13 protein-coding genes and 1 tRNA gene are annotated in these 15,111 nt (G+C 65.1%); 9 read left to right on the top strand and 5 right to left on the bottom strand.

From position 1 onward, the window contains the following. Positions 1-186: 186 nt before the first annotated feature. Positions 187-789, top strand: a complete 603-nt coding sequence (locus tag ABD287_RS17560) for a histidine phosphatase family protein (RefSeq protein WP_344174500.1) — start codon at positions 187-189, stop codon at positions 787-789. 64 nt (positions 790-853) lie between these two features. Here ABD287_RS17560 and ABD287_RS17555 read toward each other — a convergent pair whose 3' ends face one another. Beyond that, positions 854-1,324, bottom strand: a complete 471-nt coding sequence (locus ABD287_RS17555) for a hypothetical protein (RefSeq protein ID WP_344174498.1) — start codon at positions 1,322-1,324, stop codon at positions 854-856. 100 nt (positions 1,325-1,424) lie between these two features. Between ABD287_RS17555 and ABD287_RS17550 the strand changes: the two genes are divergently transcribed. Further along, positions 1,425-1,976, top strand: coding sequence for a DUF1990 domain-containing protein (locus tag ABD287_RS17550; RefSeq protein WP_344174496.1), 552 nt, complete (start codon positions 1,425-1,427; stop codon positions 1,974-1,976). Positions 1,977-2,128: 152 nt separating this feature from the next. Here ABD287_RS17550 and ABD287_RS17545 read toward each other — a convergent pair whose 3' ends face one another. Together ABD287_RS17545 and ABD287_RS17540 are read right to left on the bottom strand one after the other, a co-directional pair. After that, the gene (locus tag ABD287_RS17545; protein WP_344174495.1) at positions 2,129-2,608 is read right to left on the bottom strand and encodes a hypothetical protein; all 480 of its coding nucleotides are present in this window, start codon (positions 2,606-2,608) and stop codon (positions 2,129-2,131) included. A 792-nt stretch (positions 2,609-3,400) separates the two neighbouring features. Further along, positions 3,401-4,741, bottom strand: a complete 1,341-nt coding sequence (locus tag ABD287_RS17540) for a recombinase family protein (protein ID WP_344174493.1) — start codon at positions 4,739-4,741, stop codon at positions 3,401-3,403. A gap of 481 nt (positions 4,742-5,222) precedes the next feature. On the opposite strand from ABD287_RS17540, the gene ABD287_RS17535 reads away from it, so the two are divergent. The 4 genes from ABD287_RS17535 to ABD287_RS17520 all read left to right on the top strand — a co-directional run bounded on the left by ABD287_RS17535 (position 5,223) and on the right by ABD287_RS17520 (position 10,381). After that, the gene (locus tag ABD287_RS17535) at positions 5,223-6,740 is read left to right on the top strand and encodes a hypothetical protein (RefSeq protein WP_344174490.1); all 1,518 of its coding nucleotides are present in this window, start codon (positions 5,223-5,225) and stop codon (positions 6,738-6,740) included. Positions 6,741-6,817: 77 nt separating this feature from the next. Next, positions 6,818-7,102 (top strand): hypothetical protein, encoded by a 285-nt coding sequence (locus ABD287_RS17530; RefSeq protein ID WP_344174487.1) that lies wholly within the window; start codon positions 6,818-6,820, stop codon positions 7,100-7,102. Between the two features lie 948 nt (positions 7,103-8,050). Continuing rightward, positions 8,051-8,123: transfer RNA gene (locus ABD287_RS17525), tRNA-Arg, on the top strand. Beyond that, positions 8,108-10,381 (top strand): hypothetical protein, encoded by a 2,274-nt coding sequence (locus ABD287_RS17520; RefSeq protein WP_344174485.1) that lies wholly within the window; start codon positions 8,108-8,110, stop codon positions 10,379-10,381. The genes ABD287_RS17525 and ABD287_RS17520 overlap by 16 nt, the downstream gene beginning before the upstream one ends. A 78-nt stretch (positions 10,382-10,459) precedes the next feature. Here the strand turns inward: ABD287_RS17520 and ABD287_RS17515 are convergent, their stop codons facing one another. Then, positions 10,460-11,518: a hypothetical protein gene (locus tag ABD287_RS17515; RefSeq protein ID WP_344174483.1), complete on the bottom strand. Its 1,059-nt coding sequence runs from the start codon at positions 11,516-11,518 to the stop codon at positions 10,460-10,462. Between the two features lie 398 nt (positions 11,519-11,916). On the opposite strand from ABD287_RS17515, the gene ABD287_RS17510 reads away from it, so the two are divergent. Next, complete coding sequence (locus tag ABD287_RS17510; RefSeq protein WP_344174480.1) at positions 11,917-12,786, top strand: hypothetical protein; 870 nt, start codon at positions 11,917-11,919, stop codon at positions 12,784-12,786. Between the two features lie 114 nt (positions 12,787-12,900). Here the strand turns inward: ABD287_RS17510 and ABD287_RS17505 are convergent, their stop codons facing one another. After that, the gene (locus ABD287_RS17505) at positions 12,901-13,410 is read right to left on the bottom strand and encodes an HAD domain-containing protein (protein ID WP_425565661.1); all 510 of its coding nucleotides are present in this window, start codon (positions 13,408-13,410) and stop codon (positions 12,901-12,903) included. A 90-nt stretch (positions 13,411-13,500) separates the two neighbouring features. Here ABD287_RS17505 and ABD287_RS17500 point away from each other — a divergent pair, with 90 nt between their 5' ends. Continuing rightward, positions 13,501-13,764: a hypothetical protein gene (locus ABD287_RS17500; protein ID WP_344174478.1), complete on the top strand. Its 264-nt coding sequence runs from the start codon at positions 13,501-13,503 to the stop codon at positions 13,762-13,764. A 145-nt stretch (positions 13,765-13,909) separates the two neighbouring features. Next, positions 13,910-14,962, top strand: coding sequence for a hypothetical protein (locus ABD287_RS17495; protein WP_344174476.1), 1,053 nt, complete (start codon positions 13,910-13,912; stop codon positions 14,960-14,962). Positions 14,963-15,111: the final 149 nt, after the last annotated feature.

Here is a 15,111-nt window from a genome sequence, read left to right as displayed (position 1 = left end):
GAAAAGCCCACTACCGACGCCGCGAGACCGCCGAGTTGATCACGTAACCGAAAAGTACGGCTGTCGTACTAGCCGCTTGACACAGAAGGGAGCCAGAAGCGTGAGTCGGCCGGATTTCGCCTGAGTGATTCTTGCGTTGGCGACCTACTGTGATCGGCCGATGGGTTCTTCGAAAGGCGGCTGGTTGTGACGCGCACCCACCTGTACCTCGTCCGACATGGTGAGCAAGACCCCGCGACCGCACACGCCCCGGACGGAAGTCTCTCCCACTCAGGGCGCATCCAGGCCCACAGACTTGGCCAGCGGCTACGGGCGTCGCCCTTCACCGCGATCCACCACAGCCCGTTGGCACGGGCCGCCCAGACCGCCGCCATCATCGCAGGCCATCTCCCGCACGTCCCGCATCACGCCTGCGACCTCATCACTGACCGAACACCGACACCATCCCTCGGGCAACGCGGCCAATACCCACACCGGTGGCACGACTGGCTCGACCAAATCCCCGACCATGACCGCGACGAGGACGCAACAGCCCTTCAATCCGCTGTCGAACACTTCGGCGTCGTCGGCGGCCGCGACCGAAATGAGCTGCTGATCACGCATAACTTCGTGATCGGATGGTTCATCCGGCACGTACTAGACGCCCCCGTATGGCGGTGGATCGGCCTCAACCAAGCCAACTGCGCCATCACCATCGTGCGATGGGACACCGACAGGCCACCGACCCTGGTCAGCCTCAACGACACAGGACACCTGCGACCGGAAGCACTGCCAGCGCATCTCCCATAGCGCGCCATCGGCGGCAAGTAGGTGCGTCGCGATCGTGGAGCTCGCTGGCACGGGCGGCAGGGAACTACCGGTAAGGCAGGTATTTCACCGTCCGGGACCACCGTGGCCACAGCGGCAGCGGCAGACACCCGCCCGGACCCTCGTACCCTGTTTCCGTCTCACGCGTCCCGTCCGGGAGGGTGACGGTGACTCGGGACCGCTGAAATGAGAAGACCTCTGTTACCCCGCCCGCTATCACGGACCAGACCAGCGATCTGAGCAGCTCAAGGTCTTCCTCGCTACCGGCAAGTTCCCAGCGTCCGCCAACAGAGCCGACCTCGACAATGATCTCGTCGCCGAAGTCAATCCAATGGAAGGCGCGGGCACCGGGGCGATCCGGTGAAACGCCGACCGCCAACCCTCCGTGCTCGTACGTGATAACCACCTCGGCGATCCCTGACAGATCCTCGGCAAGGTGCTGAGCGAACAGCAGCGAGACCGGCGGCGGCTGATCGATCATGCCCGGCACGGAGCTGAGCGACACCTGCTCGGACACCGCATAATCGCAGCGTAGATCAAATAAAAGCCTACGCAACACAAACACAGTCGGCGGCAGTTGAGTAACCCCGGAATCGGTTGGGGGCTAGCGTTGTCGGGTGCGAGATACGTGGCCCGAGACCTTCGCGGCGCTGGCCGCTGCTGATCTGACGTACGCCGAGGTCGGCGCGACACGCGACGCTTCGCTACCGTCGGCATACGGTCATGTTCTCCGTGACGTCGTGGTCGGCAAGGGCCGGGGTGCTTTTGAGCAAGCTGCTGAGGGCCTCTTTACCTGGCAGATGCACCGCGAGGCCGGGCTGGCGCCCGTGAGCACCGCGCAGAGGGCTGCTGTCGGCGCCATCGTCGTTCTTCGTGCTGGCCTCGGGCCGGCACGACTGGCGATTCCGTGCCGCGTCGTTTACACCGAGGAGGAGTCTGACCGTCGCGGATTTGCCTATGGGACCCTGCCCGGCCACCCGGAGTGCGGTGAGGAAGCCTTCCTGGTCCGCTATACGACCAGTGGAGAGGTACATGTCCGCATCCGTGCCTTCAGTCGCCCGGCTTCGCTGCTCGCACGAGCTGGAGAACCATTATCGCGTCTGGCCCAGGCGTACGCGACGAGCCGATACATTACGGCTATCCGACGATTGGCCAACTCAGCTGGCTGAAGTCTGCCCTTCCTCGCGTTCCAGCGCTATTGGATGCACTCAACTCGGCAGGGCCGGCCGCTGGTGCGCTGCGGCCGGTCGCACAACGCGTGTTCAGCGGCAGACATGAGTGCACCCCGGGTCGACGGTCGCGAGGGCCGGTGGACGGTCGGTCATCGCAGCCTCGGCGACCAACCCCGTGCGGCGAGCTGACGCCCGAGGGCCGTGGCGACGGCCCGCGACTTGGCCGCGCCCGCGGCGTCGGACAGGCGCTCATCGACGTCTGCCCAGTGGCGCAGCGCCAAGACGACCAGATCCCACTGAGCACCGCTGAGGGTCACCGTCGCCATCTGACCCGGGGCCGGCCAGGTCACGAACCCCGCCACATCGTGCGGCCACCCCGAAATTTGGTCCCAACCCGCCTGTCGGATGCTACTGCCCAGCTGAGCCACTGCGGGTAGCGCGACGTCCTCCACCTCGGCCCCGACGTCCCCAGCCGAACCTTCCTCCCACCCGGCGGCGTCGCCCTCGCCGTCTGGGACCGCTCCATCGATGGCCGACTGGACATGGTTGTCCATGGTCCCGTCTACGAGCAACCAGTCGCTGATCAACAACTGGACCGAATATCTCGCCTGCTCCGCACCTGCCGTCATGCGCCGAGTATGGATTCTCGGTACGACAGCAGTCCGACGTCCACACTGCCAAATGCCACGCGGTCTGCGGCAATTGAGTGCATTATGAGTGTGTGCTTGTCCTATCTCGCTCCGGTTCGGGACAGTGGACGCATTGGCGGGTCGGACGCCGCCGGCTTGCCTGGATGCCTGGTTCTCGGATCCTCCGAGAAACGCTGGCCGCGGGTGAGGCGTCCTTCATCATCGCCGTGCCGTTAATTGCATGGTGGCTGGTGCAGTGGGCATGCGTCCTATTGGCGACGCTGGCGGCGTGGCCTTGGCGAATGGCATCTGGCAGGTGGCCTGTCGTGGCCTATCCGCTGAACGTCCCCGACCACCACGGCACCCTCATCTGCTGGGTGGCCCGGTAGCCAGCGCCGAAGGATGAACTACACGGCATAACGGTCTTGCCGACCCTCCGCACGAGGCACCGCCGAGATGCGAAAGGACGAGCGCATCGCAGCATGTGAGTGCAACGAAGAACTTCTTGATCACTAACAGGGCCGTCGCGAAGATGACCTTTTGAAGAACTCCTCCGGCTGCCTGACAGCGCCCACACGGGCGCACTCTTCTCGGCATGAGTGGGCGGTCTCAACCAGCGGATGCGACGAGGCAGATCTGCGTATTGTGCGGTGTTCATGGCGGATTACCGCCGCATGGCGTTCGGGGAGCGAGTCGGGTACCATTGTCCACATGAACACTCCTGCCTTGTGGCATGGGTGCGACATTTTTGTGATCACGTCTCGGACACGTTTTTTCCACACGTATCGCGAATTAGCCTGGTTGGTTTGGGCTGGTTCGCGATTTTTGTTGTGCCGGTGACCGGCGTTGCCGGGGGAGTGGTGCCCGTGTTTCGGGCGGGTCGGTGTCGCGGGTGTGAAGGTGCCAGGTGTGGTGGGCGTAGACGATGACCTGGTCGTGGTCGTTCAGGTACGCCGCGATTGCATCTGGGGTCGCGTGCCGTAGCGCGTGGTGCTGGCGCTGGATGCGTGCGATGAGGTGGTCCTCGCGTACATAGAGGATGGCCGTTCGTGTCAGGTCGTTGGGGTGGGCGGTCAGGTGGCCGTGGCGGCACCGGTATCCGGGGCGGTTATGGATCCAGTGGGTGTCCATGGCTCTGTCGCAGTGGTGGCAGTAGACAAGTCGTCGTAGTGCGTAGTGGCGGTGGGTGCCATCGGCTGCCGGCCGTGGACTCCGGATCGCCTGTGCGGCGACGAAGTCGGTTTCGCTGACCAGCGGCGGGTGGGCGGGCTGGGTAGAGATCACCCAGCTGGTCGGGGTGCTGCGGTACGCACGTCCGTTGGCCGGGTCATTGGTGGTGTTGGCGGGTTCGCGGTTCCAGACTTGCCGGCCGGTGTAGCGGGGGTTGGCCAGGATCGCGGCCACTGTCGTAGGCAGCCAGGCGGATCCGGCGCGGTGTTGATTGCGTCCGGGATCGGCGCTTGATGGGCAGGGGACACCGCGGTCGTTGAGGTCGCGCGCGATGTTGGCGATGCTGCGGCCGGTGAGGCGTTGGGTGAACATCCATTGGACGTGGGGTGCGGTGGCCGATTCGGGTTCGAGGCGGTGTCGGCGGCGTCCCCAGCGGGCGTGGGCGCGGTTGGGGTGGGCGCCGGCGTCGACGAGCCGGTAGCCGTAGGGTGGTCGGCCGCCGAGGTGGCGGCCTTGGTGCTCTACTTGGGCGCGCATGGCGGCGGTGGTGCGGTAGCGGGCTCGGGCGATTTCCCGTTGTGAGCGCACGCCAAGCAGATCGAGTAGGGCGAGTTGTCGTGGGTTGTCGAAGTCGACCGGCCCGTAGGTTTCCGGAAGCCATAACTGGATGTTGTGTGCGCGCAGCGTGGTGGTCAGCTGGTGGAGTTGTTGGCCGCAGAAGGCCCGTTCGTACTCGCCGACGACGATCGCGTCGAAGCGCCGGTCTGGGCTGGTGAGGGCAGCGAGTAGCTGCGAGGCTCGCGGCCGCCGGGACCAGGGGAGTGTGCGGGAGACGCCGTGGTCGAAGTATTCGGCGACGATCCGACCGGCACCGGTGATGACCTCGTCGGCGGCTTGACGCTGCCATCCCTGTGAGGATGCCCGGTCTTGGAAGTCGGTAGTAGAGATCCTGCCGTAGAACACGAACCGTAGGCCGTGTGCGGCTGGGGTCGCCGTTAAGGCTCGGGCCGGTCGTTTCGATTGTTGGGCCGCCCACATAGTCAGCGGGCTTGCCGCGGGGGACCTGTTGCTCACGTTGCACCGTCCCGGGGAGACGTGTGAAAGGAGCTCTCTGACGGGGTTAACGAGCTTCGATGTCGAAGGTGATGGCTCTCATCCGCTGCCTCGGGTGACGAGCCGCCCGGGTACGGATCGCGCGAGCGCCGGGTGCCTTCGACGTGACGAGGAGTGTTCAGCGCTGAGGAAAGGTGACGTTGTCGCTGCAGCAGCCGGCGCCGCGATCGTTAAGGTCCGTCTCGCTGGTGCCGGCGGTTGCGGTGGGGCCAGCTGCCCAAGCGTTGCGGCCGTGATTCCGGTCGCCGGAACGACAAGGCAGGCGGCAGGATAGCCGTTGACCGGGAGGTGGCAGGTGTCGGTGACGTGGCGGCGAAGGGTTCGGCAGTGGTTGGCGACGGCAGCGTCGCCGGATACCCCGTACGACTACCTGCCCGTTATTCCTGGGCCGGCGGAGATCATCCAACTGGTGGTCGGCGGCCAAGGGGTGAGCGGGGACGCCGGCAGCATCCTGTTGGCGGTGTTGCGCGACGGTGACGCCGCCGCGCGGGAAGCCGCTCTTACCGGCCTTGCCCAGGCTTCGCCGCGCCGGCTCGTGGCCTTTGATGAGCTACTGCGGGATCGGTGGCGCTGGCATGCCCCGCACCTAGCACGGCAGGTAGGTCAGCGCCTCCTCGACGGCGACGCAGACGACCTGCTAGTGAGTCTTGCTGCGGCACACCCTGACGGCCATGTCCGGCAGGGCGCGGTGGCCGCGCTGGCCGATAAGTCCCGGCCAGCAGCGCTGCGCATGTTGCTGCTGCGCTCCACCGACTGGGCGCGACCCGTTCGGGAGGATGCACGCTCCGTGCTCGGCCGGCGCCTTCCCGGCGCTGCCAATGCGGTCATCGTCGATGTCGCGGGATTCGCGGCGACGCTGGCCGGCCGGCAGCAGGCAGGATGGCTGACCTATGTCATCAATGGTGCGGTCGCTCAGGCCGAACCGGATCTCATCGCAGCCCTGGTCGGATCACCGGAGCGTCTCGTGCGCCGGCTGGCCTATCGAACGGGGGTGGACACAGATTCGCTCAGCTCAGATTCGCTGGTCACGGGAGCAGTGCGCGATCCCGACGTGTTGATCCGAGTCTCGTGCGCCCGCACGCTCCTCGCAGGGACGCCGAGCCAGGAGATCATCGCGGCGTTGCTGCAGTCCCGCACCGCGCAGGTACGAGCCGCTGCGCTGGAGACCAACATCGCCCGCAACGGCGCCGATACCGCTCACCACATGTTGCTGGACCGCCACCCGACCGTACGGTCGATCGCCCAGCAGACGTTGGCTGCCGCCGATATCGACTTGGCGGCCCTCTACCGCCGACACCTTGTCCACGACGTCACGCCGGCGGCGGTGGCTGGTCTCGGCGAGACAGGCTCTGCTGCCGACGCAGCCGTGCTGACTGATGCTCTGACCGCGGCCCGGCCGCGGGTGCGCGTGCAGGCGGTGCGGGCACTGCGCCGCCTGGGCGCGGTCGACCCGGAACGGCTTAAGTCGCTGATCCGTGACGAGTCACCCGTGGTCGTCCGCGAAGTCGTCCAAACCCTCACGGGTTATTTACACATCTGGGCCGGCCCCGAACTTGAGGTGCTCATTGGTACCGGCTACCCGTCGCACGTGCGTCGAGCCGCGTACCGGCTGATCCGCGCCAAGGACGTGTGGTCGTGGCTGGTCACCGCCTTGCGCCTCATCAGCAGCGACGACGAGCACCTTGCCCCCAGCGCCCGATCCGACATCTATACCTGGCTACAGCACGAGGCCGCCCGCACCTACAGTCGACCGTCCCCAGACACTGCCGCTCAACTGGCCTTCCTGCTGCCCGTCCTCAATGCCAAGGAAGCCGCAGAGATGGCCTTCGCAGCAGGACTAGACATATGAGTACCGCGGCAGGTCGGCCGCTCAGCGACCGCGAACGGCAAACTTTGGCCACTCTGCTCGCCGTACGGTTCCGAGGGGTGGAGCAGCTGCGAATCCAGGCCCGAGCCGCAACGGTCGTCGGGACGTGCGCCTGCGGCTGCGCCACGATCGAGCTGGCCGTGGATCCGGCTATGCCGCCAGCGCAGGTCCAATCGGCGACCCCGGTAGCCGAACATTACGACAACCATCTCGACGCCGCCGGCGTTCTGCTGTGGGTGGATAAGAGCGGGTACCTGAGCGGACTTGAACTGCACACGATCGGCGGTCCCCTCAGCCACTTCCCAGCACCGACCACCCTCCACATCGACGGGGCGTCTACGTGATCATCGACCGTTATGGCGCGTTCGTCGTCAACAGCGTGGGACTGGGGGGCGACCCGTTCCCGTTAGCGTTCTCGGTCACCGAAACCGCGAACTGCTGGCGGATTCAAGCGGCCGCCGCGAGCATCGCCGAGCTGGCCGATCTGCTCATGTCGGCGATGCAGCCGTACACCGTGGTCGCGGACCTGGAGACGAACAGCTACCTCGATGACGACTGGCAGCCGTGGCGTCCGTCAGCGATCGCCGCCGACCGCAACGTCACCTGCCTCACCCACCCCATCGGCGAATCGCTCGGCCCGACTGTCGGCCTGGCCGACGAGCTGCTGGTCCTCGACACCGCCGACCTCGCCCGATTCGTTGACGGCTGGTCGCCGTACGAGTTGACGCTGCTTGACCTGGCCGCACCTGCGTCGACCGACAGCCTGGAGGAGCTGGCACTGGCCTGGGGTACCGCGGACTGGGAATCGCCGGTGCTGCCGACGCTGCCTGGTGTGCGGACCTGGTACAGCGGACACGACAACTGCTACCTGACGATCGAAACCGCCGATTCGGGAATGCCGGCCGCTGTCTTGGCCCGGCTGCTGGCGTTGAAAGCCGGCTCGCTGCTCCTCGGCGATGCCGAGCAGATCCGGGTGCCCGACCCCAGCCTTAATCACGTCCGCGAGCTGCTTCAGCACCCGCACTGGTCCGGTTGGCGGAACCCGACGGCCACGGCGGAGCTGTCATCGCGTTGTCGGCCATCGATCGCCCCTGGCGACTCGCCGACGACACCAACCTGCCCACCGCCTATACCCTCCGATACGCCGAGGCCGACGGCTGGAGTGACGCCTGCCGGCCGGCGCCGGCCAGTCGGCGCTTGTGAGCGCAACTCGACGGGCCCTGAGAATGTGGGCGGCGGGTATGACGCCCGGCTGTTAACGTGTTCCGCGTCCGGCCGTGAGCGCCGGGCGACAGCGTGTAGCTCAGTCAGTAGAGCACCGGGCTTCGGACCCGGAGGGCGCAGGGGCAGTGCCTGCCACGCTGGCAATGGACACCAACGACACCTCGCCTTCCAGCGCCGGTCTCGGGTATGTGTTGGCGCAGTTGGCCGCCGCGGCCCGTACCGGTGACACACACCCCGACCCGGCCACCCGAGCGCGGGGTAGGGACCGTGCGCAGCGCTGGTCAACGGTGCTCCGCGGAATGCTGTCCGGCTCGCTCCAGCCCGGCAGCCGCAAGCCGGTAACGGGTCTGCCGTCTTGGGTCACTCTGGAAGTCGTTCGCGGTGGCTTCGCGACCGGCCGTGCCGTGGCCGAGGGCCCGCTCACCGCGGCTGAGCTGACCTTCGCTCAGGAGGCTGGGATCCCGGCGTCGCGAAGCGAATTGTTCGCGTACTGGCTGACCGAGCCCGGCCAGCTGCGTCTGCGGAACTTGTTGGACAGCGGCTGCTATCGGATCGATGTGCCCGAAGCAGCAGCAGTCCTGGTGCTGGCATGGCTGATCCGCTCCGGTGACGTGGCCGCCGCGTCCCGGTTTGTGGAGCAGCTGGCGCCGCTGGCGGACCGGCTGCGGTTCACCCCGACACCGGCTGCCACGCCCGCGCCAGACCCCCAGATCATGTGGCGGGCGACGGCGGGCCAGACCGCGGCGGCCCTGCGGGCCAAGAAGCCGCGCGCTCAGGTGGAGGCGATGCGGGAGGCGGTGACCGTGTGGGCGCCGTTCAGCGACCAGGTGCTGGGCCTGTGGTGTGAAACTGTCCGCGACGGTAGGGTGGCCGCGCACTATCCAGATGGTTGGACGGCGCGGGCCTCAAGCGCGATCGACCGGTACCGCGTACTGGCGGCCGCACACACCACCTGCGCCAAGCACCGGCACCGCAAGTCGAACCTATCGGTGATGCTGCGGGCGCTGGACACGGTCGTCGGCGGTCAGGACCTCGAGTCCCGCACCAGCGGCCTCCTGCAATGTGCCGTCGACGGGGCGATCGCCAAGCGCGGTGCTCCTGCGTCACCCGTGCTGGAGCGGTACCGCCGTGATCAAGCCGCCACCGTGACCCCCGGGCATCACCGTCTGGCGCAGCTGGTAGCCGGCCGGCTCGATGCCGCCGACCCGGAAGTCGGGATCGTTGATGTTGACGCGGTCACCACACCGGTGAATGCCAGCGAGGCGGCATCCACCAGCTTGCCGCCCGGCGAGCCGATTCCCGACTCGGTGGTGCGGACGGCACGCCGGGCCATGGCGCGTCCGATTGAACTGCTGTTGGGCGCTGGTGTTGTCCCGTCGGCGGAAGTGCTGGCGCAGCTCACCCCGAACATCACCGCCGAGGTGGTCGGCCGCGGGTATTCGGATCGGCAGCTGGGTGCGCTGATGACCGCGCACCACCGGGCTTTCATGGCTCGACGTTCGCTACTGCTCGTTGATCTTCAACATCAGGTCCGCCCGGCGGAACTGCCCTGGGTGCAGGCTGTCGCCGCCCGCCGTCGGGTGCAGTCGGAGGACGGCCGGGTGGCGCTGAGGCGGCTGGCCAAGCTGACGCTCGACGCCTTCCCAGCCACGCTCGTGCCTAACCCGATGGTCAGCCAGTGGATGACGCTATCGCGCCAGTCCGGTGACGACCTTCCCTGGGTGGAGGAGTTGGCGGCCGACATCTTCGCCGGCAGGTTCTCCGCCAAGTATCTGCGGGCCGCGCAGGTCGCCGCGTCGGTGCTCACTGACAGCCTGTACGCGCGCTACTTCGACATCGACTACTCGGCCATCGCCGCTGCTGACCCTGCCCGGCCGGAACGGCGTGGCGTCGGCTCCTCGTCCTGGTTCGACCAGCTTTGCTACGACCGGGCCGGCAACCCCACCGACCGCTGGGACGTGGCCGCCAACGGAATGGTCATCGAGCAGGCCCAGATTCTCACCACCCACAACCTCGCCACCTTGGTCCAGTTGGGCGTCACGCCTACCAGTGGCTGGAAAGACCTTGCGCAGCGCACGTTCGCGCAGCTGCTTGGACTCGTGAGTCGGATCCCTGGAAACCCCCGCCAGCTGCCGCTGATCAAGGACGTCGCGTACGCCTGGCGGCAGATGGTGTTCTACCTGTCACTGGTCGAATCTGCGCCCCAGGAGGTCGAGGCGATGGCTGGGTTCTTGGCCCGATCGAACCCTGCGGTGCGCGAGCGGCTTGCGCCCGCCATGACTGCCCTCACCCGGGTAGCCGCCGGCGGACGGTTCGCTGACGACGCGACATCCGATAGCGGTCGCCGTCTCACCGGCTGGACGACCGAAAGACACTGGCTGATCGACTCCTCGTCGTAGCGCTGATGATCCGTACCTGCATAGAGGGCCGAAGCAGGGACCGCGCGATCGGCGGCAGTTGAGTACGCCGTCATGCACCTAATCGACGAGCAACGGGTCCTGATCGGCGAGATCGTTTGAAAGGTTGGCGTCATCCATCCATGGCCAACGTGGATTAGCGTGCTGCCGATAGAACAGAAAGGATCGATCGGCTAAGAATAGCTTTCTGCTCGACTTGTTGTATGTCAGAACCGGAGGTCGAACGGCAATCTTGACCTGAAGGCGATCAACGCGCTCGAGAGCCTGAGTCAAGTCCGACTGGCGAATGTCATTGCCCCCCGGCATACCATTCAAACGACGCAGTAACTCTAGAGAATCAATTCCCTCAATCAATTCGCGGTTATCGGCCTCTGTCACAGCGCGCAGCAGCATGAGATAGACTTCCAAGCCGGTCGGCATTCGACGCATGCCGCGGACAAAGTTGTCTGCGAACGCCTGATAGCGACCATTCATCTGTGACGCAACATGATCTCTAGCAACACTGAGGGACGATCCAAGCTCGATTTTCCTTGGCTTGCTTTCCCAAGTTAGGTCGTCAACTCCTTCGTCAAGGCATAAGCGTTCTACGAGGCGCTGAAGGAGGCCAACATTTCCAAAACTATCCGCAACTATCGACGCAGCCAGGTCGTCTGCGAATTCGATTCCGAGTGCCGGGCTGCCGCTGCTCAGTACCGCGTGAAGCTCGTCATCCGTCCATGAAAGCTGAAAATTCTCTACGCGGCCGTCCAGGTCCCCGTTGTAGTACGTGAGCAGGTGTTCGGTCGGCCAAACTCCGACGATTACAAAAAATAGCCCGTACTCCCCGAGGGCCTTGATGACGAAGGCGAATTCCTTCTGGGTGGGCTCATCTAAGTAGTGAAAGTCTTCCACGATAAGACGTCGCCCAGATTCTTGGATGGCCGTCGCTACCCATAGCAGGTCGGCCGGCTTTTGGCCCACCGGAGCAACCTCCGTTGAGTCCGACTTCTTCCCAGCTAGGCCTGCGCCAATTTTCACCCCTAGCTTGGCTAGGATTTTCGCACCCAGGTCGCCGGCAGCCTCAAAGTTAAGCGTTCCGGAAACCTCTGCCGCTCTCACCTTCTTCAGAACTGCTGTCACGCCAATTTTTCCGAGCGCCTGAGTCAGAATTGATTCGATTGAGCTTCCAGGGACACATTGGACAATTATCGAAGCGTCCTCATTAAGGATTCTGGACCTGAGCCACGTCTTTCCCTGTTTGCTGCTCCCATGGACCACGACGTGACGTTTTGCCTCAAGGGCATTCTGGAGGCCAGCGTCAAGTCCGTTCCTATCTACATATGAAGGGCTTTGGATGCTGGCACTTAGACCGAACACGCTCGAAACAGCCATCATAGTTGGAGCGTAGCTGGATCAAACGAAAACTTGGCTATTATGGAGATAATGACGGATTAGCGACACACTGCGTGAGCAGGGCTCACTTCGTCTTTCGCGATATCGAGTCGAGCGCACTCAACTCGGCACGGCCGGACGTCGCCTTGATCACGAAGATGACGCTGCGTACCGCGCCGCCCGCGGAAGTGGAGGACGCCAACGGGCCGGCCCTGATCCAAAAGTCGCCCTCGCGAACGAGTTCTTGGTGCGGCAAGATTGCCGCCATGACTTCCTCGCCGTACTGGCTCAGCCGCTACCGTGCCGGACATCGGGAGCAGGTCTGGCATGAACTGCGGCAGCTAGGTCGCACGATCCGACGGGAGCCGTACCTAGCCCAAGAAGCAGAGCAGGTTTGCGATGAGATGGCCCGCCGCGCCCGTCAGAACGTCGAGGTCATCGTCGAACGGTTGACGGCTGCCGGATATCGGTTCCACACCAACGACGACGTGCAAGCTCCGGCGATGCCCCACGCCGCGCCAACTTCAGCAGCGAGCGAGCATGTGGACTGGCTTCAGGAGCGTTTCGGTGAGGTCCCGATGACCGTGCGTTCCTGGATACGGTTCGTCGGAGACGTTTGGTTGGTCGGAACGCACCCGGACTGGGCTGAATCGACTTCTGGTGATCCACTTGTGATCGAACTGGAGGGCTCGCGCTTGGCCGACGGTCCGTCGACTCGCGGGTTCTTCGAGGACGAGTGGGAAGCCTGGCGCGGGTACTCGGCGCGAGACGCCGATCTGTTTGTGCTTCCAGTTGCACCGGATCGGTTTCACAAGGAGAACGTCAGTGGGGGCTCGCCCTACGGGATTGTCCTTCCTGACGGCTGCGTGGATGGACTCTTCGTAGCGGAAACCACCACGCTGTTCGTCTCCTACCTGAATCAGGTCTTTCAGCATGGAGGTTTTCCTTGGACAAGCGGATCAGAAAACGAACGGCACATCAAACGAGATCTTGCCGCAGGGCTACTCCGACTATGACGAGCCGATCGGACCCATTGCGACGACGCACTCAACTCGGCAGAGTCGGACGTCTGGGCGCCTGGCCGAACGCGCGCGTCGCGGCATGTGAGTAAGGTCAGCCATGCCGCGCCGTCACATCGCGAGCCAGTCTCCGATCGACGCGTAGTCGGCGTCGCTGAGGCCGACCAGTGGGTCGACGCGGTGCAGCAGGGCCTTCCCTGGATGATGGATTCGGACCCATCGCCGGTCGGTGTCGGTTAGTTCGTCGTCGAGCCAGACGAACGTGCGTCCGGCTGCCCAGCGGGTGAGGAATCGCGTCTTCCAGTGCAGGCCATGCTCGGGCTCGTCGTCATCGGCGAACTCGACGACAAGCAGTTCCGGAAGCCCGAGCCGAGGCGCGATGATGTCGTTGGCATCGGCCATCCACGTCGTCGCCCACACCAGTTGGCAGCCCAATGCCAGCAGCCTGGGCCCGTCGGCAGCGTCCAGCCGGTCGATCAACGGATTGCCCGACGCCTGATCCGCAGCCCTGACTGCCTCGCCGGCATCGCAGGTAGCTGCCGTTGTCCGGGCTCGGAACGGTATGAGGGGGCCATCCACGTCCGGGAGGAGCAACGGAAGGGCAGCGGGGGCAGCCATCATGCTCGGCAACCTACCGCTCGGGCGGTAGGTGACACCGCGCACCGCACGCGGCGGTTGAGGATGCCTCGGCCGGCAGTGAAGGATCGACACATGAATGTCGAAGACCTGCGCAACGAGCTGGTTCGCCGTGACGTCGATCCTTCCCGGTACAGCCTCAAAGGCGGAACACCCGACGACGGGTTTGCCCTCAAGCGGCAGGGAGCTGGCTGGATCGTCTACTACAGCGAACGTGGAGGTCGCTACGGCGTTGAACGGTTCACGACCGAGCACGCGGCCTGCCGCTACCTGCTGAACCGCCTGATGGGCACCCACGTCGATCTTGACGAAACCGCCGCCCCCGGGACCGGACCGTAGAGAGGGCAGACCACAAGATCAACCGACGAGCAACCGGCCTGATTGCTAAGCCTGGAGAGCAACCCTTAGACGGCAAGAGAGTGAGCGGCCGGTCTGTATAAGTAAACGCGCGTGCCGGCTCGGGGTTGGCGGTGACAATGGCGGAATGCCCCTGTTCGAGATGACTCCCGATGCGTTGGTCGAGGTACCGTCGACCAGCTTCGCAGCAGCCCGTGTGTTGGAGCGGGCCGATCTCCAGCGTCTGATACGCGCCCGGATCGACATGATCGTCGAAGGCGTGCTGGTTGTCGCGGAGGAGTTCGGTGCGTTTACCGAGTCTCGGCGCCGTATCGACTTGCTCGGTGTGGACCGCGACGGCCGTGTCGTGGTCATCGAACTCAAACGCACCAACGACGGCGGCCACCTCGAACTACAAGCCTTGCGGTACGCGGCAATGGTGTCGGTGATGACCTTCGACGACCTGGTCGAGCACTACGAGCGGTACCTCGCCCGCACCGAGCCAGCTGCCACCGACGAGGCCCGCACCCGGCTGGCCGACTGGCTCGACGATGTCGGCGGCGAGGAGGCAGTCCTCAGCCGCGAGGTCCGAGTGGTCCTGGTAGCAGCTGGCTTCGATCGCGAGATCACCACCACCGTGCTGTGGCTCACCGACGTGTACGGCCTGGACATCCGCTGCGTACGACTGACTCCATACCAGGTCAACGACCGGCTCCTGCTCGATGTGCAACAAGTCATTCCTCTTGCCGAAGCCGGCGACCTCACCATCCAGCTACGCCGCCGTCAGACCGCCGCCCGCGCGGTGACCACCGACAGCCGCGACTGGACCCCCTACAAAATCACCACCCCGACCGGGTCCACCGAACCTTTGCGCAAACGCCGCGCGGTACTGGCCATGGTCACCGCCCTGCACCAAGCCGGGGTACCCGCCGACCAACTCGCCAACGTCCTGCCCCCGTCCCGTTTCCAATCCGTCGACGGCACCCTCACAGGCGAAGACCTGGCCGACGCCTTCGCAAACAGGTATTCCGCCTCCGGCAAACGACTCGGCCGCTGGTTCCTCGACGCCCCACTGCACGACAACGAACAAACCTGGGTGCTGTCCAAGATGTGGGGAACCAACACCGAACCAATCCTCGACCGCCTCGTAGCCCTGGCACCCACCCACGGGTTCAGCTACCAACCCACCAGCAAAGACTGAAGCCCCACCAACGAACCACACCCGCCGCCCGGTCCCACGCAGACGCGCGAATCGCGGCTACTTGTTTCATTGACCCAGGACCGGCGCCCGGCCAGGCTCGGTTTAGGTGCCCGGGTTGGACGCTCTCTTTCGCGGCTGCCCACGACCTT

Origin of the sequence: Pilimelia columellifera subsp. columellifera (assembly GCF_039532605.1) — a bacterium.
Lineage (GTDB): Bacteria > Actinomycetota > Actinomycetes > Mycobacteriales > Micromonosporaceae > Pilimelia > Pilimelia columellifera.
The sequence above is the reverse complement of the archived record's forward strand: the minus strand, read 5'-3'. Positions and strand labels throughout refer to the sequence as shown.

Coding starts and splice junctions, on each gene's coding strand:
- ABD287_RS17545 (WP_344174495.1), bottom strand. CDS start 2,608: ATGACGGCAGGTGCGGAGCAGGCGAGATATTCGGTCCAGTTGTTGATC.
- ABD287_RS17500 (WP_344174478.1), top strand. CDS start 13,501: ATGAATGTCGAAGACCTGCGCAACGAGCTGGTTCGCCGTGACGTCGAT.
- ABD287_RS17505 (WP_425565661.1), bottom strand. CDS start 13,410: ATGATGGCTGCCCCCGCTGCCCTTCCGTTGCTCCTCCCGGACGTGGAT.
- ABD287_RS17495 (WP_344174476.1), top strand. CDS start 13,910: ATGCCCCTGTTCGAGATGACTCCCGATGCGTTGGTCGAGGTACCGTCG.